This window comes from Haloprofundus halobius (assembly GCF_020097835.1).
GTDB lineage: Archaea > Halobacteriota > Halobacteria > Halobacteriales > Haloferacaceae > Haloprofundus > Haloprofundus halobius.
Genome location: NZ_CP083668.1, coordinates 67,069 through 85,602, shown reverse-complemented (window position 1 = coordinate 85,602; position 18,534 = coordinate 67,069). Strand labels below are relative to the sequence as shown.

The following is an 18,534-nucleotide window of genomic DNA, read 5'->3' as shown; positions in this document are numbered from 1 at the left end:
AAAAACACTACTGTGGGATGCATTACCCAACAAGACCGGAATCGGTCCCACTCTGTTGGTTACTCCTCAAACAAGCAGCGAGCGGCTGCCTCGTTGCCGGCGAGCGTCTGCTGGTTCTCGTCGAAATCTGCGAAAAGCGCCGACTGGTCGCCCTCAGATGCACGGGCCACTTCCGGTCGGTCGTCGACGCCGAACTCGCTCGCCGCTGGTTGGTCGAGTCGTGACTCGCGGTCGCGATGGTCGACTTCTGCGCCGAAGTCTTCGATCGAGGTTTCGACGCTCGTTTCGGTCACTTCGAGTTGACCATCGTCACCAAAGGCTGTCTGCCGATGCACTGAGATGTCTAGTCGGTTGCTCATTTGAATCGAGCCTCCAGCCCTCTGAGGCTCAAAAATGTCTTGCGGAACCGAGACCTCAGAGGACCTATCCACAGACGCGGACAATTACTCTGCTGACTACTGAGCCCGATTCACTCCTCTTGTGTCTGAATCTCCTGAGCCCTGTGTTCGAGCCGTCGGAGAATCTGTGCACGCTGTTGATTCGTATTCTCGTAGGCGACACAGGCTCGAAGCGTCGTCATATCGTGAATGGTCGCGATGCCCGCATCGATGAGGTGCGTGGTCGGTGCTTCGAGACGCTGCTCCAGTGTCAGGCCGGTCGCTGCCGTTGACTCAGCTGAGTCGTTACTCATTAAGTTTCGCCTCCAGCCATTCTGGAGGCGCGAAAAACCAGCTCTTTGAGCGCCCTACTTTGCCTTCCTGTCGGGCTGAATTTGCCGAACGTCCTCAGCGAGATCGTGCAGATACGCTCGCAGCGTGTCCATGTCTTCGCGGGCCTCTGCAAGCGTTCGTGCCTTGACTTTAGCCGTCAGCTCGTCCTGGTCTCTCGTCGCCGTTCCACGTTTCAGCTTCACCGTCAATGAGACACCAACGTCGCTGCGCTCGACGTATTCCGTCTGGGTTGCTTCCTCTCGATTCGGCTTTGTCGCTGTTGGGTTGTCGTCAGTCATTGCTTCACTGCGTGGGGTCTCTGTCCCCCGGACCCCTTTGGGGGTTGAAAAATCCCCTGCGAATCTATCGACTCCTTGAAAGCCAGCCTATTCAATCGGCGAATCGAGTCAGTTCCACAGACTCAGGCTACCGGCTGGAGGAACATGACGTTCACACGCCCAACAGCATCGAAATCCCGGAGCTGATACACTAACTCACGAATCCGATTTGCGGGACCAGTACAAAAAATGGTCTCCAGACACCAGTCCCCGTGATGCATGTGTTGAGTCGTTCCAATGATGTCCTCGAACTCGTGTTGAATTGTATGGAGTTCTCCGATGACAAGTGTGTGTTCGTAGTCGAACGCTATTGCCGCAACAGCTTCTCCTTCAATCTCTTCTAACCGAGTGTGGCGCTCGATGTATTCTTGCATCGCTTCACGGACTGCTCGTGACCGTGACTCCATCCCCTCGGAGTTCCACGTCTCGTCGAAAGAATCGAGTACCTCCTGTGGAACGTTGAGGCTCGTTCGCATATGCGACCTTCCGTTGAGAGCTACTTAGGACCCTGTTATTACGATTCCTCAGAATCAAAATAACGGAACGTAATTGAGTCTCTCTTATCGATGTCCGAATAATGGGTCGTCTCTCTGGGTCTATCTGGAAAGAATCAGCACGTGGGAGTATCATCAAATACTATCTCTACAAGTCCACCAAAGCGGTCGAATTCTACCGGCCGATTATGTATCTCTTCTTCCTGGCACAGGGACTCAGCTTCACGCAAATCGCCGTCCTCGAAGCGATATATAATCTAACAACATTGGTCGGTGAAATACCGACGGGGTACATCGGGGACCGCGTTGGTCGACGGAACAGCCTCCTTATCGGGACGGTGCTGATCGCGGTAACGCTTCTGGGGATTGGCCTTTCTGAGTCGTTTTTCGCGTTGGCGGTTCTCTATGTCTGCTGGTCTGCGGGGTACAACTTTAGATCCGGGAGTGAGGATGCGTGGTTATACGACACGCTCACAGACGACCTTTCGGAAGACGAGTTCGCACACGTACGAGGGCGAGGAGAATCTGCAGCGCTCGCGGTTGGTGCTGGTGCAGCCATTGTTGGCGGGTATCTCGGGAGTATCGATCTCTCGTACCCGTGGTTCGTCGCAGCTGCAGTTACTGGGTTCGGCGCCGTGGTACTGCTCACACTAGACGAACCTGAAACGTACAAAAAGACAGACACGGACGAGTTGAGCTTCCGCCGAACCGTTGGTATCGTCAAGGAGGCGCTTTCCGAGCGGAATCTCAGGGCATTCATTCTCTATTATTACGTCCTCTACGCCGCTGTGACGTACCTCGTATTCGTTTTTCTCCAACCAATATTCCAGACCGTCGTTGTCGATTTAGGGGTCTCCCCTGAACAAGTCGAATCACTTCTGGGATGGTTCTACGCAGCGTACAGTCTCGTCGGCGCGGTACTCAGCTACTATACCGGTGCGATCAAGGACTTCATCGGTATCCAGACGTGGTTCATCATCCTGCCATTCATCGTCGGTGCAGCACTGGTCGGGATGTATTTCGTTCCGATACTTGCGCTGCCGACCTTCCTCGTCGCTCGAGGGCTCTCGGACGTCACACGGTCGTTCGCTGGACAGTACGTTAATAACCGAATCGAAACGCTCGGACGCGCAACTGTGTTGAGCGCTATGGCGATGGTCAGCGGCTTAGCCGTCATTCCATTTCAACTTGGAAGCGGTGTTCTCTCGGACTATGTGTCTCCACTGTTTGCGCTAGCTGTCGGAGGAGTTGTCCTCATCGTTGGTTCTGGAGTAATTCTTTCGTGGGAACTCCCTGTAACCGAACAATGACATTACCGGAGGCTTCGAAAAACGAAGGTTGAATGCTGGATTATTCCTCTTGTGAGCGGATTTCGTCGGCTTGTTGTTTGAGCCGACGAAGGATCTGAACACGTCCCCGATTCGCATTCTCGTAGGCAACGCAGGCTCGTAGTGTCTCCATGTCGTGGATCGTCATGATACCGGCGTTGATGAGTCGAGTGTTTGGTGGCTCGAGACGCTGTTTTGGCGTAAGACCGCCCGATTCTACAGATTGATCTGATGACTTACTCACTGATGTTCGCCTCCGCGCTTTTGAGGCGAGAAAAAACGGCTATAGGTTGACCTGCTTCCGTGACCGGCTATCAGTTGCACGTCACGCATTCAGACCCCACCAAACATCGTCTTCGACTGCCTGCAGTTCACGTTCTGCACGCCTGACGCGGTCACGTCCAACGAGTTCAATCGCCGTTTCTCGGTCGATTTCGTCGTTCACGTACCGTGAGAGGATGAGGTCTTCGACACCGTGTTCCAGCACCTATTCGAGGATCTCCGATTCGGGGATACCTCGCGCTTCCGCGATTTCTTGGACCTGTTCGGTGAGATCCCTAGCCATGTCTACACAATTGCTCTGCAATGACCTAACCGTCTGTGGATACTCTGTTGGCAGTCTAGGTTAGTTTGGACAGTAGTTCGCGTCAATGTTAACGTCGTCATACATACGGTCGAGCATGTCGAGTGCTGACTGGAAGTGCGCGTAGTGCTCGTTTGCGAATGCTACGGTTTCTTGGAGGGAGATAACGGGCCGTCCGTCGACCATCTCGGCCTCGATCTGTGCCTCCGGCTCGAGGACCACCTGTATCGGTCCATCGAGGTCGTCAGCGGGCTGGCGCTCCTCTGCAGTCGGGATTCCAAACCGGTCGAAGAACGCCACCCAGGCGTCGAGGTCGGACTCGTGGACGGCGATGAACAGCGAATAGTCCTCTGGGTCGCGAGCGACCTGGTAGCCACCGCGAGTCCAGACATAGACCGCATCGATGCCGGTGTAAGCATACTCCATCCCTGCGAACTGCGGGATGACGTACGCTTCCGGGATAGATGGCGGCGAGATGACTGCTGAGGCCGTCAGGAACTCGAGACCGGCGTCCCGAATTGTCTGGTCGACGACCTGGAGGCCGTCATCGTATTCGACGTATCCCGCTTCCTCGATACGGTTCACGACGCGCCGAATCGTCTCCCGGTTCTCGTCGATCTTCCGTGCGACACCGGAGATGGAATCACCTGAGTCGAGTGCAAGGATGACCTTGAGTTCCTTCTCACCGCACACTACGTACATCCTATAGTTGCACAATTATGTGCAACGCTCTAAAGAAGTACTATTCGTGTGGGTCTGCTGGCTGGATTTGGCGAGCGTCTTCGGCGAGGTCGTGGATGTACTCGCGAAGTGTCTCCATATCATTGCGGGCGTCTTCCAGCGTTTTCGCCTTCACCTTGGCTTTGATCTGGTCTTCATCTCGGGTCCCGGTTCCGCGTTTGAGTTTCACGGTCAGCGAGACACCAACATCAGTGCGTTTGACGTGCTCTGTTCGCTCCGTTTGATCTCCGTTCATTGCCGATTCTGCCGAGTCAGTGGCTGGTTGCTTCGAGTCAGACATTATATTCCCACGAGGACTATTGGAAGGTCCTCGCGCCCCTCCCGAGGGCAAAAAACACGATTCTATCAGACGCCGTCCTTGGGTTATCCGTGCAGCTGTAACAGGCAATTTCACTGTCCTGCAGACGCTGGGAGAACCTCTGGGCCGGTCACACCAAGGGCGGACTCAATCTCGCTACCGGTGAGTCGCCAACGCTCTGTGGGACCGGCGCACTCCAGTTGACTCACAATTTCGTTCTTGAACTGGGTGTAGTGCGTTAGCGCAAATTCTTCGTCCTCGGTGTAGTCGAGCAGGAGCGCGAGTGCGAGCTGCGCTGGCCCACTCCCACTGTATCCCCATTCGAACCCCGAGGGACTGTGGTTTACCAGCTTGAGGCTTCGGTCTGGAGTGAGGCGTTCCTGTTTAGGTAGCTTCTCCACGACGGCACGCCCTCGCTGTCGGTAGCCGACGTAGACGATATCGCGGTCACTTCTCTGGCTTCTCTGTTGGAGCGACTGTGAGTTGATAGTTCTACTCATGGGTCTGTTCGAAGGTACTCGTTCGAGCACCCCCGCACCCCTCAGGGGGTGAAAAACTTGTTGCAGTCCCTGAGTTGCAGTTGCCCTTGAACGAGCTAACCAACACCACCGACTATACGTTGGTTAATCCGTGCTCGGTGGATGCTGTACTCGCGGAAGAATCTCAGCGTTCGGCGCCGTAGACGATCGCCGAGCGGCTTTCGAAGCCGCATTCTCGACACTCGAACCACCGTTGTACCTTGGCGCCGTCAGCACTCTTCTGGCAGACGACGACGTTGTCATTCGGGCATTCAGGGCATATAAGGCGGGGATTTGGACGTTTTCGGAGTCCATCACGAAGTGCATCGGCCTCTTTCGTCTTGACGCCCCGCGACCACACTGGGTAGCCTTCAACGAGGATCGCCGCACGCCACTTGTGAACGTACGAGTCCGGGGCGCGGTGGAGGACTGCTCGGGCTCCAGTCTCCATATTTCGATACTCAAGACTCGGGGTCCGGCTCTCTTGGGTCCAGTTAGGAATGGATGGCATGGTGAAGTCCTCCTTAGAAGTGGACGTCCGCTGGAACGATCCAGAGGTCGTCACTCTCGTCGACGATGCGATCCAGCTGGTTTCGGTGGCGAATCCCGCAACCGTGTTCGTCGTGCAAGAAGATCGAAGGGCCGTCGTAGGCACCGACTTGATGGAAGGCGTGCCGGGCGAGATCCTCATCACGCATTATTTCGTCATCACTGAGTTCGTCGAGTGCCTCCCGTACTCGATTGAGGTTCCGCTGGAACTCGCTCTTCGTCGCGTCCCAACCGCGCTCCAGGAGTTCCTGACCTTCGTCAGAGTCTACGCGCGCTGCAACTGGGAGGTCGCCCCAACGGGCTTTCCCTGCCACCATCGTGCCTTCTTGATCGAATGTGACGTAGTAGTCAAACACGGCGCCAGCGTGTGGGTCGGCCCCAATCAGTCGATCGAACACTGCTTTACCAGTGGCCACTGCGTCGTCTCGCGTCGATGCCTCTACCAGAGTGTAAATGACTATGTGCATCGGTTTTCACCTTCGTCTGCCGACGCACGCGACTGCACACTGCCTCGCTACGTGATGCGCCGGCACCCATCGCCGGCGCTCAAAAAATAGTACTGACGACGCTGACTAGGCGCTCTCGAACTCCGACTGGCAATCTTCCTTCATGGCGGTGATCGTCAAGTCTCCGATCTCGTAATTGTCCTTGAACTCAACCGAGAACGTATCCGAGTTGTAGGCGGCGTAATATGCGCGATGTCGCTTGACGTGTTGGCCGAAATAGGTGCACTGCCCATCGTGTACGGGCGACGTCGAAGTAAAGACGAGTGTTGTTGAAACCTGTTGTAGTTCGATAGATGTTTCGTTTGTTCAATGTGAAGGCTGCGATGCCTTAATATTCAAAGAAGCTCTTGGGTAGGCCAGTATAGAAGCTTCACATATATCATATCACACGATAAAAAAATACTTAACTCAGGTATCAGATGGTAGTACATGAATTCTATACGTGTTACCGTGCTGGTGGTAATACTGGTTGTCATTAGTGGATGTGGAGGCATCCATGACTCGCCCCAGCCTCCGACAGTAACAGGATCGAATTCGGCTTCAGATCATCAGACATCGCCTCCAACGACGAGTGTGCCCGATAATCCAGTCGTTCTCCGGGCAGGTTCTCTCCCACTGAATGAAGATGTTGTGTATCTTCGAACTAATGAGTTGCTCGGTACAGACCCATCTTCAACAACGGTTTCTCAAGTGTCTCGCAATCAAGGTGTCATGAGTTCCTGTTATCAGACGCAATTCTTTAAGCGAATGGGCGCTCCTTGTGAATATAATGGTAAATATCCCCCCGTAACAGGACGTGTTTCTCAAACTTCGTCTGGAGTGACCATACAAACGACAGATAGCGCTTTAGCAAGCGAGATAGAGTCAGTACTGGCTCATGAATTCGTCCACTCAATCCAATCAAAGCAGGGCATCTCGTACAACTCGCTGAGTGGTCCCAAGACGACTGATGGAGCAGCAGTGCGACGAGCTCTCATCGAGGGTCAAGCGGAATACATAGAGCGCGAGTACGAGTTGGAATATCTCGGAAAATCCGATAGAGACGCATACAGGCAGTATCAAAATCACCGTGGCTATCATCAAGCTGGAGTATATTATTTTGGCTCAGAGTACTTCGAGACACACTCGAAATCAACTCAGAAATCGTGGAAAATCTTCGAGGAACCTCCAAATACGACGGAGCAAATCATTCACCGTTACCGTGCCAATGAACATCCACCAGTCGATTTGAATGTGAAATTAGTATCAAATCGAAGCCAGCAATACTCCAAGTCAGATACTCTAGGAGAGCTAACGACGAGAAATCTTCTGAAGTCAAGGCTCAGTGAAGAAGAAGCAGCTACAGGAGCAGAAGGATGGGGAAATGACAAGTTATATGAACTGGACGGCGAGGATGGAAGTCAAGAGTATATTTGGGTCAGCCGCTGGGACGACGCAGAGCAAGCGGAAGAGTTCTCGGAAGCACTCGAACGGTACTTAGGAAAAATAGCGGATGACAGCTCAGTCGGGACCTTCGAGACCGAAAATACAACATACTATGTGAAGTCCCCAAAACCCGACACAGTAGTCCTCATCGTTGGCTCTAAAGGTAGAGAATATCAGGTAGATACCAGCACGGAAGACACAGTCCATATCGAGATCGATTGAGTGAGTTTCGAAGAAATATTCCCACCGCTCAAGGGTATCACAGTTTCGGAGGATGGCCTACTTTCAGAACACATTCCCTTTTCATCGAGGATCCATAGGGCGAATTAACATACGAAGTACAGAATATCTGTAGCTCTGTTGAGTGAGTATCATAAACTAGGTGACTTCTGCTACAATTTTGCAGCGTTGCTACTCACGAAAGGCTGACCGAATCCATTTTGCTGCTCAATCTGGCGGGATCAGCGCTGAAGCAACCAACTCAACGCATTCACCTGCGGTCAAAAGGTCGGAGACGACAGTCTTCATTGAGTTCTGTTGAAATCCTCAATCGGTGATAGGTTTCAGGAGCCGTGCTGCATACAATGCGCGTATCGGTCACTCGGTCGGCGGTTAGTATGAACGAATGAAATAGTTCAGCAAAACTCCCGAACTTATAAACGTAGGAGGGGTAGGAAATGAGCAATGACGCTTCTTGCGCTTGCTCAGAGCATCCAATATAGTTTATTAGGGATGCTGTTTGCATTCTCGCTTCCCGCAGCGTTACTGTCTGCGGCTGGTGTATATGCCGCTGCAAGAAAAGCCGAACACGATGACCCTGGAAGGTTAGCTCAAATTGTTGCGGTTTCCTATATGGGTACTATGCTAGTCGGATTGCCGGTCTTTCTCGTGGTGATGTTTCGACTTAGACCGAAAATTGAGAGATTAGAAAAGGAGCGAGAACGGAGGAACGGAGAATAACTAAAACCTTTACACGCCTTCTTGTCGGTCCGTTTCGAACGAGAATCGGTCGATGGATAGATACTCTGTATCTTGCACTCCGTTACTGACAGCAGTCGAGAGGTTTCGTTTACCGACTGCTGAATACAGAGCGCGTATCGGTTACTACAAGCGACGGGCAAGTCCATAGGTGATAGTAGCGGGGAGAGTGATGAGGGGACCAACCCAAATAATTTCACCACCAATTGAGCCTAAGTGAGCGAACTGTAGACTCTGAGAATCAGAAGTCACAGTAAATTAATATTTCCTCCCCCGAACGTTTCATCTATGCCCTCCAAGGCTGCTTTGCTTGCAGTGGTCGCACTAGTCCTCCTCTCGGGGTGTGGGGGCCTGCTTAACGACTTCTCACAGAGGCAACCGCGTGAGGATCATACAAGCGATCCACGTTGGCTCGCCCCTGGTCTAACGAGCGATGGCGTCATCAACGCGAAGGCACTCATCCAGACGCATCGCAAAACGGTGTCGTCTCAGGCGCGTACATCGACGCAGACGCAGGTCTTTAGAGCCGAGAACGGAACCGTCGTCGCGAACACGACCCTCGTCACCCGTGTGATGGTTAACCGTGGGCCAAAACTCGCTGAAGAACGGTCGAAAGGCCCTAAGAACGTGACAAACTCGCCAAAACGAAGCTTCATTTGGTATGACCCGAAGACCTCTGAACTTGCCACATACAGCAAATCGGACGATGGAGAGGTTCATTATACCTATCGCCAAAGTGACCGCGTAGTGCTTGTACAGAACGGTACGCACTCAAAACGCCTTTATACTCTCTTCAGACTTCTGAATGCCACAGTAGCACCGGAAACGATCGACGACTCAGTTCACCGACTGGAGGCCTCGACACAGCAACTGTCCGTCAATGGTGAAAAACTGCAAAACGTCAGTTTCACTGCTCACATCGACTATACCGGGATTGTTCGGTCGTACGAGTTACAATACGAGACCGAGCGAGGTGGAATGATGCTTCACGTAACAGAACGGATGCGAATCACGGATCTCGGAATAACGAAAGTTAGTCGGCCTGAGTGGGTGGAGAGGTCCAAAAATCAAAGCGAACAGACAGCAGATGACTGAAACGCATCAACGTTACTACAGCCAGCAAGATACGACACACCGCCAAGGGCCCGAGTTATTTGAGGACTTTTTTCGGTTCATGATGTTTGGATAGATGGTGACGTGGAACGTGACCTCTCAGTCATGTAGTTTATTACTGAAGACAACCTTTGTATCTCGCACAGAGTTTCTGACCGAAGCTTGGTAGTTTGCAGAGGTGTTGCTGCATACAGGGCGCGTATCGGCTACTGGTTAATTATCATCTGGGGGACTCGAACTGCTCGGTAGAGAGAAAGTACTTACTCCGAATCATCTATGTCATCGTATGGATTCGACAACCACTTCGACACCGCGTCCCCATCCTGATCCCGACCCAGCTGCACAGTTTGTCGGTAGTTTAATACGGATTATTCAGGACGCACTTCCATTCGTCCTCTTAGGGTTGGTTCTTCTCGTTCTCGTTTGGTACTTCCTCAGAACCTCATAGTTCGTACGCGCTATATCGCAATTAGTCCAGCGTCGATGAGACGGAATAAGCGAGATTTCTCTGAGAGATGCATCCTCTGTATGCAGCACACAATTTCTGTCATTATTTGGAGAAATGGACCGCTAGCTGCTCGCTTCTTGAGCCGTGGGTCGATGTCACTCCGGCAGCGTTCGCTTCCCGGTTCGATAACACTCCCAGCAGGGAAACCCGTCGCCGAGATCTGCGCAGTCACACCCATCTGATTCCGCAGTCTCGTCGTCGCTCACGACGGTTCCGCCATCGGCGACCGCCTGCGTTGCAGCGGCATCAAGGAGTAGGGGTCGAATCGCAACCGCCACCCGGTGTTTACATGCTGAGGAGTACTTTGCGTCGGCTGGACACTCACAGGCGACTGGGATTCCGTCGTCGACAGTAACGTGATACTCATGATCCGCTGGCTCGGCGTGACTGCAGTTTCTGACGCGAATACCGCCGTCGCAGCATTCGAACTCAAATGCCTCATACTGGGCTCGTTTGACGACTCTCCGGGTTGTGTCGAGGTGTGCAAATGCATTCGTCATAGGTCTACGAGGCACCTCTTGAGTGCCCCGCACCCTTCAGGGGGCAGAAAAACCTCTGTGGAGCGTTCAGCGTTGAGTCGTTCTGATTCCGATGAGTCTCACTGATTTTTTGAATGTAGCCACACTACTCCTTTTCAGGTTCGTCAACAACCCCGCACCACCGTGCGCGGGAATCCGCCTTGCTACCAATTGAACTAGTCAGCGCTAGCAGGGGCACTGTCTGCGTCAACGTCGTCGAGGAGCGGATAGTCGATGTGCATCTCAATCTTGTCGAAGGGAACGGCTGGTTGAATCGCGCCACCGGGACCGCCTTCTTTGAGTTCAAGGATGCCCAGTACCTCCAGATGTTTCAAGTCTGCGTGGACATCGGAGACGTCGCGGTCGACCAGTCGGGCTGCCTCACGCATACTTGAGGGCTGTTCTGTCGCGATTGCTTGAATAAGTTCGAGACGCAGCGGGGTGAGGCTATCGACGAGATCGTCGTAGGATCCAAACTGAAGGATTGCTCGGTCATCCTCTACCGTTCCCTCATCAGCTTCTGCGTTTTGGATGAACTGCAGGGAGTCCTCACGGAGCTGTGCTCGGTCGCCGACGGTGATGTGAAGTGTCGTCATGGTGGTCTTGGTTGGGACTGTGATTGTAGTTTAGTACGACCGTGGTGGGCTGCCCCCGATGGCATCCCAATATTCGTCAGCGCTGGCCCAGAATTCGACGAGGAGTTCTTCCATACCCGGGAACTCAACGTCGGTGTCGCCGGCCGCAGTGTGGAGTTCGTGGCCCTTTGTGTCTTCGTGGGCGTTGTCGTACCGGACGAGCGTGAGATCTTCGAGCGTTCCGAGGTGAAGCGTGTATTTCCATCCGGATGGGTAGGTGTCTGTATCGGTTGTTCGCCGGATGACGACGTTTTCGACGAGTCCGGCTTCGACGTGCGTATAGCGACGTGTGAGTTCCTGGCCCATCCGTTATCTGTTGGGATGGCCCCCAACACCAAAAGTGTGTTGGGCTGGCTCCCAACACCCTCCGAATAGACTATTGCCCACAGCCAAAGCACTCCGCGCTCAGAATCGGTAGGTCGCGACGTCGGTTGAATCGCAGACCGAACACGAGTCATCTGTGCTGTTGAGTGTTGTTCCACAGCGACGACACTCGTGGACAACGGTCTCGTCAGGAGAGAACAGGCGCATGAGCAACCGTTTCATTAGTTCACACCTTGCCGTGCGATGTATCTCATCTGATATCCGGTGTTGCTGAGGTTGATACGTCTATTTCCCTTGAGGAACGTCTGACTGGTGGTATCTTTCGGTGTCATTGCTAACCGCGGGACGGCCGTCCTTGAGTGCCCCGCACCCTTCAGGGGTGGATAAATCTCTCTGCGTGAGCTTACTCTCTTTTGCTGGGTTCAGGCCCAAAGCACGGTGTTCCACACAGAGTACACTCCCAGATTGGCTGTCCAGCCTACGCGTCGTTGGGACTCTCCTCAAACGCCGAAAACCGATGTACAGTCTCTCGGCCACACTCCCAACACTGTAGTGATGTCTTCATTGGTGCCTGGTACTTTCGAGACTCAGAACTCCCCTCCATGGGAGAGTGCTGGAGGGCAATCGCTGGTACGAGCCAGCCGTCGTCGCCTGCGCTCTCAAGGAGTGTCGAAAGATGCGCTTCATCCTGAATGGCGCTCCCGCTTTCGTCGTAGAGGTACGTCGAGTGTTTATTCGGTGAGCAAGTTGTGCTTCGCCAGATCGTCCGTTCACGGGCAACCTCAAGTACCTCCTCGCCACGCTCTGAAGCGACTCGTATTGCAGCAGGAAGCGTCGGCCACGCATCGGTCACCTGTGCGGCAGGCTCCTCGTCGAAGTCGTAGATGAGCTGGCATTCGTCGACGGCGGGATTGAACCCATTTGTCGCAAGTAGTCTCGCTGCGGCGGCTCCCTTCGCGACGGCGCCGTAGTACGTCGACGACTCGACAAACAGGTGTACGACGTGCAGGAGCGACAGCTCGGTGTCCGAGCGACGCTGCTCGTCCGATGAATCGAGATGGTGAGTGAGACAGAACCGGCACTTCGGCTGGCCGGGAAGAATTGATGTCCCACAAGAGGCACAGTTGGTCTCTCGCTGGTGACCCTCTGGGTAACCTACGAGAGACTCTTCTCGATCTTGAGCGTCGAATCGAGCATTGAGTTCGCGGTCAGGTGTTTGGGTAGCTTCACCCACCGGACGGAGTGCTTCGTAGTCGGCGTAGTGGTCAGTCATCGGCTTGTCTCGATTTCATCCGACATGGTACTTCAACTTCGAGACGACTCCGACTTCTCGCTCTTGATTATTCGAGAAGACACAAAGATATATGAGAACCAGACACGAACGCTAGTACAAGAGGTGACTAAGATGACTGAGTCTCCACGGGAAGGTGTTACATCGTGGACAGAGACAATGAGTGCACGTGAGCGGATTCGATCCGTCGCCGAAACACTCCGTGAGCCACGTTCGACCAATTGGATTAGCGACCAAGCAGATGCGGCATGGAGTACCACCTCCAACGAGCTGAATGAGCTCGTTGAGCAAGGTCGGTTACGCCGCATTGAAGCTGGTGACACTACGCTGTATCAGCCAGACTATACCCGGTTGCTCTTCGAGGAAATCCGCACCCTCATCGAGGAGAACGCCCGCGAGGAACTCCAGAGTGAGTTGGCGGCCATTGCTGAAGAAATCGAGGGATGGCAAGACACCTACAACGTAGAGACGTGGGAAGAGCTCGAACAGTCGCTTGCAGATGGCGAGGTCTCTAGCGCTGAAATTCGTGAGCGACGCGAGATCATCGCGTTCTGGCGTGCGAACGAAGAAGACCGTCAACTCATCAAGCACGCTCTCGAACTGTATTCGGATGTTGAAACCACTCGCAAACAGATGACCGACGCAGCAGACCGCGCTACGAGCTAACCTCTCTTTTCTACCACGATGATCTTCCTTGCGAATCGCGACCGCTATACGCAACGTACCCTGCTTCGAGAAGTACACAGTCGGCTATCGAAACACGCTGGCTGTGAGAATGTGCGCTACCGTCCATCTCGTCGTCGTCCACGCTTTGTCATCGCTGATATCGACACAGCAACGTTCCTGAATCATTCCTACGACATCGAAACTGCACGACTAGAGATTCGATTCTGGTATCCAATCGGTGTTGACCACGAGTACTACCGAATCAATTGGATCGAACCAACGCGGAACCTCATGCTCGGGTTCCACCAAGACGCTGACCATCCTGAATTGGGGCCTTGTCACATTCAACTTAACCACGAGGACACCGCTGTTGACAGGCATACTGCGGCATTTCTCGATGCACATCCGCTTGCAGCACTCGATCAACGACTTCAGCAGTTGCCAACCGCTTTGGAGGCGATTCGGTGGCAGGATGGACAACCATCACTCTCGGAATGGCCGGATGCAGAGTGAGCGACTGTTCCAACGACGCATCTGAAGAACCCCTACGTTGATGCGACTTGGACCTCCCCGTCGACCAGCTCGGTAAGTTCTGCACGTCGCGCTCGAAGTGTTGTCGGCGTCGTTCCAGCGGCTTCAGCAACTTGTGTCTGTGTCAGCGACTCTCCGTGTTCACGACTGGCGAGATAGAGACAGGCTGCAGCAACTCCGGACGGCAGACAGCCGTTCGCAATGGACGTCTCGTGCGCACGCTCGGCAAGCGCCCGCGCTCGACGACGAACCCGCTTGTCGACATCGAGTTCCGAAGCGAGCTTCGGAATCAGTGATTGTGGGGCGACGGGCTTTGTCGGGAGTCCCAGTTCTCTGTTCAACGTTTTGTACGCGTTTGTTACGCCCGAGTGGTCGACTCGAGCAACGTCGACGAGGTCATCGCGCGCGATTGGCCGTCCGTGACACCGACAGACCCCATAGACGCTGGCGGCGGCGATCGCTTCGATTGATCGACCAAGCAAGAGGTCCTCACGTTGGGCACTCCGGAAGAGCTGACACGCTTGGTCGCGAACCGAACCAGCAAGCCCGAAAGCGCTTGCGACTCGTCGAACCTCACCCAAGCCGTGTGCGAGGTTCCGCTCGGCTTTCGACTGGAATCGTCCCCGCGTCTGTTCACGTCGCAGTCGGGCAAGCTGACATCGTTTCGACCCAGAGAGCGTGTTTCCCTTCCCATCGGTCCTGCGACCAATCTCGGTCGATAAGCCTCGGTCGTGACGGGCTGCCGTGAGTGTGGACCCTGTCCGTTTGTGGTTGCTGTCGTCGTCTTCGAACGAGCGCCATTCAGGACCGTGGTCAATCTGCTGGTCTGCGATGACGAGACCACAGTCTTCACAAACTGTTTCCACTGCGTTAGTCGCCACGTGTCCGTTGCATTCGGGACAGTTGTTCGAACTGGATTCATGCTGGACGTCTTCATCGAAGACCGTTTCGTAGATGTTTCTCGTTGCCATGGTACTCACGAGGGACACCAGACGAATCGCACGTCTCCACGCGCCCCTCACCCTTCAGGGGCAGAAAAACAGCCGTGCGGTCTCGTCTAAATTCTTAGGTTCTGACAAGAAGTGCGTGCTGAATATAGAGGGTGAACTCAGTAACGCATTTTGCTCGGATGAGGCGACGAAAGAAGCATATTCTTCAGAGCCAGAGACATGTCCAGAATATGGTCTCCGAGAAGACGAGGTTGATCGTTGCGGCCCTCCTAACGGGGATACCTTTTGGCTTAGCTGCTAAGCAGGAGCCATTTTCAGGAGTCTCGTTTGTTCTTCTCTTTGGTAGTCTCTTAGGCGCTCTCGTGCTTTTCAAAGAGTATCGGCAGTATCAATCTGAATGACGCATTTGCGCGCTGTATTCAGCACTCGATAAGCGACCTCCTCAACCACTGTCAGTAACGGACTGCAAGATACAGAGGGTGAGTTCAGCACGGAGGTGGTAACTTTCTCTCAGCTTTCCAAAGGTCAATAACGAACGCCAGTCACTCTTTACGATATGGTTCCTCCATCTGCAACACCAGACTTCATACTCGCCGGAATTGCAATTACAGGCTCGTCAATTTGGCTGGTGTGGACTCGTAACAACACTCTCAATAAATCGCTTCAGACGCTCGTGACAGCGTTCGCGTTAGTCGGCGTAACCGCGCTCTTGTTCATGACGCTCCTTCGCTTCGGCTACTTTCACGCAGTCATGTATCCGAGAGCCGGGTTTGGACTACCCACTCCCCTCTGGCGAGTTCTCCCGGCTATCGGGGCTGAGGTAGTAAGCATACTCATTCTGTTGTTCGCCCTCCTCCGGCACAAGATAAGTCGAAAACACAGCCGAAAAGCGACAAGCTGACCCACATGTCGCGTGCAAGAAAAGCGCCTTGTATTCAGCAGCATCTCTGCGAACTACCAAGGTTCAGTCAGAAACACCGTGCGAGATACAGAGGATGTATCTCTCACAGTGGCCTCGTTTATTCCATCTCTCCGACGCTGAACTAACCGCTCAGTAGGTGTGCGAAGATACCACTCTATGAGAGGTATCTTTTGAGTAGCCATAAGATGATGGCGAGTGCCCCCCCAAGGAGAAATGGAGATTCTGGGAGAGGTAGAAAAAGAGTTGCAAGAATGAGAAGAATAATTACTAAAACCCATCGTTTAAACGCAAGAACGAGCTTTTTCACTTCTTGGAGGGGGCTCAACTCCATACCCTCTATTCGAGACTTCTTCATAAACCGTTTCTGATAAACCCTGTACGTAGCGATTCGATTTGCCCATATTGATTGCCGAGCCGATAACCGATACGCGCCCTGTATTCAGCAGAACCTCTGCGAGCTACCGAGGTTCTGTCAGAAACACCGCGCTGCATACAGAGAGTGCATCTCTCACGGAGACCTCGTTTATTTCGTCTCACCGGTGCTGAACTAACCGCTAAGTAGGTGTGCTTGTTATCGATTCACTTGTTTCAAGATAGATTTGTATCCTCGTCTGTAGATGAGAGCGTAAGCAAGCGGTGCCACGATTATCAGCGCGATTCCTGCTATACGAAGTTGTGAGAACGGATCGGGAGGCCCGAAAATAGCCGCGAGATTAAACGCAATGATGAGCGCGACTAAGACCGTACCGACAAAACGGACAAGGGACGCATTAGGCATATCTCGAAGGTTCAGGGGATACGCTAAATACCTTCTCTGTACTGAACGATTCAGTTCGGTCACGTCGAGCGCGGAACCGCTGACCGATACGCGCTGTGTATTCAGCAGTCGATGAGCGAACATCTCAACTGCTGTCAGTAACGGGCTGCGAGTTACAGAGGGTACATTTATCAATATCTACATTTTCATTTTAGAAATGAACTCGCGAACCTCCACACATCACTCACTCATCTTGATAGTATTGCTCGTCATCACAGCTGGGTGCAATACTGTACCCAGCGAGAACGACGTCTCAACGCCAGGAGAAACAACTACTCAAGTACTTGATGTCCCACAGAAGACGCCCACTCAATCCACGACCAATTCTCAAGAAATATCTATCGTAAATAATCGGTCAACAGATTATCTGGTGAGTGTTCAGGTCATCAATGGGCCGGTTTCAGAGGTGAACTTCACACTCAGCAATGGAACGGTACTCACGAGACCGATTGACTCGACATTCGAGTATATTTATGGTGGGGCACATAACGTCACTGAGATACAGCCGACGAATAGCACACCTGTTGCTCGGTGGTCGGCATACTTAGTTGCAGACTCTACTGTTACACTTCCAGTGCCGGTTGAACGCACAAATGTGACAGTAATGACTGTCGTGAGTAGTACCAAATCAGGAACGCCGGTCGTCGCAGTCTCAACAACCCAATGTCCGCCATCAAAGTCATCCTCAGAATCTCAATCGACGCTTCGAGAAGTACAAGTAGAACTTTCAGAGAACTCTGGGTCTATCACTGGTGGCGGAAGTTGCGGATAACTCTGTATGGAGTTTCATACGTTCTCGTGACGATTGTTACGCTTTCGGTTAGAATCACTGAAACAACGAGAGAAGAAGTGACCCGAAACAATCTCAGTGACCGATACGCGCCCTCTATTCATCACGACCGCAGAAACCTCACCGAATGCTGTCAGAAGTGGTGTGCAACACTCAGAGGGTGAGTTCAGCAGGCAATCAACGACGAAACACCCACTCGGTGGGTATTCGTAGTACGCCGAGTCTTAGACAGAAAACCTACAAATACAGGTTGCGAAGTCGTGGCTTAGGATGTACTGGGCCGAAGTTCTTTTTGGAAGTAACGAAGTGGACTTGAGGACATCAATAGTCGGGTCTCTCGCCGTCTCATTCGTCGTCGCAATCGGTTATCTAACAGGCATCTTCGGCTCTGCTTCGTTCGTCTCGTGGGGAGGCCCGAGCCCCCCGCTCGTCGCGACACTAATTGCAATAATATTGTCCGGTGCAATCGCGTACCTCCGTCGCGGATTCATTCTGGGTCTTGCCAGTTCCTGTTTCGTGTTTTTCTCCACTGGACTTGTCGAAGTGTTCTTCTTATACCAAGGGTTCACGGTCTCTGAGCGATTGGGTTTTCTCTTTGACCTCGATTTCCTAATCGTCTCGTGGGGGTGGCTATTCGGCTGTATCGGGTACGTGGGCGGGGAGTTGCTTCGCCGCCAGATTGGACGCAGGTAATCTGGTGAGAGGTAGATATTCTCGGTACGTGGCATCGTAGTTGGGTAAACCGCGTAACCGACTCGCGCACTGTATTCAGCAGTCGATGAGCGAACTCCTCAACGGCTGGCAATAACGGAGTGCGAGATACAGAGGGTATAGTCCGCAAACGGTCTTCGATTCTGGATGGGGGTATTTTGCGGTTTTATCCAGATTCGGTTGAGTAGTCAGTCTATAACAATGTCTACTATTCGTTAGTATCCGATATGTCGAACTCAGTGGTAAACAGAACACATCCATCTAAAGAGAAGGCAAACGAGAAGTCTGCA

The 18,534-nt window shown here is 53.1% G+C and carries 25 protein-coding genes and 1 pseudogene; 9 read left to right on the top strand and 17 right to left on the bottom strand.

Translation table 11 applies throughout. The annotated features are described in order from the left end of the window. Nucleotides 1-59 precede the first annotated feature (59 nt). The 4 genes from LAQ74_RS19230 to LAQ74_RS19215 form a co-directional block, all read right to left on the bottom strand. A complete protein-coding gene (locus LAQ74_RS19230) occupies nt 60-359 on the bottom strand; it encodes a hypothetical protein (protein WP_224338100.1) in 300 nt (99 codons plus the stop codon). Between the two features lie 110 nt (nt 360-469). Then, a complete protein-coding gene (locus LAQ74_RS19225) occupies nt 470-691 on the bottom strand; it encodes a DUF8129 domain-containing protein (protein WP_224338098.1) in 222 nt (73 codons plus the stop codon). A 54-nt stretch (nt 692-745) separates the two neighbouring features. Continuing rightward, nucleotides 746-1,009 carry a DUF7389 domain-containing protein gene (locus LAQ74_RS19220; RefSeq protein WP_117595665.1) on the bottom strand — a complete coding sequence of 88 codons (264 nt, stop codon included), beginning with the start codon at nt 1,007-1,009 and terminating at the stop codon, nt 746-748. Between the two features lie 122 nt (nt 1,010-1,131). Next, nucleotides 1,132-1,524 (bottom strand): CopG family ribbon-helix-helix protein, encoded by a 393-nt coding sequence (locus LAQ74_RS19215; protein ID WP_117595664.1) that lies wholly within the window; start codon nt 1,522-1,524, stop codon nt 1,132-1,134. A 101-nt stretch (nt 1,525-1,625) separates the two neighbouring features. Here LAQ74_RS19215 and LAQ74_RS19210 point away from each other — a divergent pair, with 101 nt between their 5' ends. Further along, on the top strand, nt 1,626-2,852 hold the full coding sequence (locus LAQ74_RS19210) for an MFS transporter (RefSeq protein ID WP_198665771.1): 1,227 nt from the start codon (nt 1,626-1,628) through the stop codon (nt 2,850-2,852). 40 nt (nt 2,853-2,892) lie between these two features. On the opposite strand, the gene LAQ74_RS19205 is transcribed toward LAQ74_RS19210, so the two are convergent. The 7 genes and pseudogenes from LAQ74_RS19205 to LAQ74_RS20780 form a co-directional block, all read right to left on the bottom strand. After that, entirely contained in the window at nt 2,893-3,114 is a 222-nt protein-coding gene (locus LAQ74_RS19205; RefSeq protein ID WP_117595663.1) for a DUF8129 domain-containing protein, read from the bottom strand. Nucleotides 3,115-3,495: 381 nt separating this feature from the next. After that, nucleotides 3,496-4,155: a helix-turn-helix domain-containing protein gene (locus LAQ74_RS19200; RefSeq protein WP_117595662.1), complete on the bottom strand. Its 660-nt coding sequence runs from the start codon at nt 4,153-4,155 to the stop codon at nt 3,496-3,498. 40 nt (nt 4,156-4,195) lie between these two features. Next, complete coding sequence (locus tag LAQ74_RS19195; RefSeq protein WP_117595661.1) at nt 4,196-4,474, bottom strand: DUF7389 domain-containing protein; 279 nt, start codon at nt 4,472-4,474, stop codon at nt 4,196-4,198. A 110-nt stretch (nt 4,475-4,584) separates the two neighbouring features. Beyond that, on the bottom strand, nt 4,585-4,992 hold the full coding sequence (locus LAQ74_RS19190) for a DUF6166 domain-containing protein (protein ID WP_117595660.1): 408 nt from the start codon (nt 4,990-4,992) through the stop codon (nt 4,585-4,587). A 163-nt stretch (nt 4,993-5,155) separates the two neighbouring features. Then, the gene (locus tag LAQ74_RS19185; RefSeq protein WP_117595659.1) at nt 5,156-5,521 is read right to left on the bottom strand and encodes a DUF7568 family protein; all 366 of its coding nucleotides are present in this window, start codon (nt 5,519-5,521) and stop codon (nt 5,156-5,158) included. A gap of 13 nt (nt 5,522-5,534) precedes the next feature. After that, nucleotides 5,535-6,026 carry a DUF7995 family protein gene (locus LAQ74_RS19180; RefSeq protein ID WP_117595658.1) on the bottom strand — a complete coding sequence of 164 codons (492 nt, stop codon included), beginning with the start codon at nt 6,024-6,026 and terminating at the stop codon, nt 5,535-5,537. A 105-nt stretch (nt 6,027-6,131) separates the two neighbouring features. Then, nucleotides 6,132-6,311 (bottom strand): annotated as a pseudogene (locus tag LAQ74_RS20780) (DUF8025 family protein); the annotation flags it as partial. On the opposite strand from LAQ74_RS20780, the gene LAQ74_RS20775 reads away from it, so the two are divergent. From LAQ74_RS20775 to LAQ74_RS19165, 4 genes are all read left to right on the top strand, one after another. After that, a complete protein-coding gene (locus LAQ74_RS20775) occupies nt 6,286-6,420 on the top strand; it encodes a DUF8054 domain-containing protein (RefSeq protein ID WP_484494579.1) in 135 nt (44 codons plus the stop codon). The pseudogene LAQ74_RS20780 and the gene LAQ74_RS20775 sit on opposite strands and share 26 nt — an antisense overlap. 464 nt (nt 6,421-6,884) lie before the next feature. After that, a complete protein-coding gene (locus LAQ74_RS19175; RefSeq protein WP_224338096.1) occupies nt 6,885-7,712 on the top strand; it encodes a hypothetical protein in 828 nt (275 codons plus the stop codon). 462 nt (nt 7,713-8,174) lie between these two features. After that, nucleotides 8,175-8,450 carry a hypothetical protein gene (locus LAQ74_RS19170; protein WP_224338094.1) on the top strand — a complete coding sequence of 92 codons (276 nt, stop codon included), beginning with the start codon at nt 8,175-8,177 and terminating at the stop codon, nt 8,448-8,450. Between the two features lie 306 nt (nt 8,451-8,756). Further along, complete coding sequence (locus tag LAQ74_RS19165) at nt 8,757-9,563, top strand: DUF7537 family lipoprotein (protein ID WP_224338092.1); 807 nt, start codon at nt 8,757-8,759, stop codon at nt 9,561-9,563. A 621-nt stretch (nt 9,564-10,184) separates the two neighbouring features. Here the strand turns inward: LAQ74_RS19165 and LAQ74_RS19160 are convergent. From LAQ74_RS19160 to LAQ74_RS19145, 4 genes are all read right to left on the bottom strand, one after another. Next, entirely contained in the window at nt 10,185-10,589 is a 405-nt protein-coding gene (locus tag LAQ74_RS19160; protein WP_224338090.1) for an SWIM zinc finger family protein, read from the bottom strand. Between the two features lie 194 nt (nt 10,590-10,783). Then, a complete protein-coding gene (locus LAQ74_RS19155; RefSeq protein ID WP_224338290.1) occupies nt 10,784-11,203 on the bottom strand; it encodes an HVO_A0114 family putative DNA-binding protein in 420 nt (139 codons plus the stop codon). 30 nt (nt 11,204-11,233) lie between these two features. Beyond that, nucleotides 11,234-11,548 (bottom strand): toxin-antitoxin system TumE family protein, encoded by a 315-nt coding sequence (locus LAQ74_RS19150; protein ID WP_224338288.1) that lies wholly within the window; start codon nt 11,546-11,548, stop codon nt 11,234-11,236. Nucleotides 11,549-12,044: 496 nt separating this feature from the next. Then, nucleotides 12,045-12,839 carry a biosurfactant protein 1 gene (locus tag LAQ74_RS19145; RefSeq protein ID WP_317987408.1) on the bottom strand — a complete coding sequence of 265 codons (795 nt, stop codon included), beginning with the start codon at nt 12,837-12,839 and terminating at the stop codon, nt 12,045-12,047. 132 nt (nt 12,840-12,971) lie between these two features. Here LAQ74_RS19145 and LAQ74_RS19140 point away from each other — a divergent pair, with 132 nt between their 5' ends. Both LAQ74_RS19140 and LAQ74_RS20515 read left to right on the top strand, forming a co-directional pair. Next, on the top strand, nt 12,972-13,523 hold the full coding sequence (locus tag LAQ74_RS19140; protein WP_224338287.1) for a DUF7342 family protein: 552 nt from the start codon (nt 12,972-12,974) through the stop codon (nt 13,521-13,523). Nucleotides 13,524-13,541: 18 nt separating this feature from the next. Next, a complete protein-coding gene (locus LAQ74_RS20515) occupies nt 13,542-14,036 on the top strand; it encodes a hypothetical protein (RefSeq protein WP_317987407.1) in 495 nt (164 codons plus the stop codon). Nucleotides 14,037-14,068: 32 nt separating this feature from the next. Here LAQ74_RS20515 and LAQ74_RS19135 read toward each other — a convergent pair whose 3' ends face one another. Then, nucleotides 14,069-15,025, bottom strand: coding sequence for a transcription initiation factor IIB (locus LAQ74_RS19135; protein WP_224338285.1), 957 nt, complete (start codon nt 15,023-15,025; stop codon nt 14,069-14,071). Between the two features lie 209 nt (nt 15,026-15,234). Between LAQ74_RS19135 and LAQ74_RS19130 the strand changes: the two genes are divergently transcribed. Then, nucleotides 15,235-15,405: a hypothetical protein gene (locus LAQ74_RS19130; RefSeq protein WP_224338284.1), complete on the top strand. Its 171-nt coding sequence runs from the start codon at nt 15,235-15,237 to the stop codon at nt 15,403-15,405. Between the two features lie 1,092 nt (nt 15,406-16,497). On the opposite strand, the gene LAQ74_RS20715 is transcribed toward LAQ74_RS19130, so the two are convergent. Then, nucleotides 16,498-16,704, bottom strand: a complete 207-nt coding sequence (locus LAQ74_RS20715) for a DUF7534 family protein (protein ID WP_425498557.1) — start codon at nt 16,702-16,704, stop codon at nt 16,498-16,500. Between the two features lie 1,099 nt (nt 16,705-17,803). Between LAQ74_RS20715 and LAQ74_RS19125 the strand changes: the two genes are divergently transcribed. Beyond that, nucleotides 17,804-18,226 carry a hypothetical protein gene (locus LAQ74_RS19125; protein ID WP_224338282.1) on the top strand — a complete coding sequence of 141 codons (423 nt, stop codon included), beginning with the start codon at nt 17,804-17,806 and terminating at the stop codon, nt 18,224-18,226. Nucleotides 18,227-18,534 lie beyond the last annotated feature (308 nt).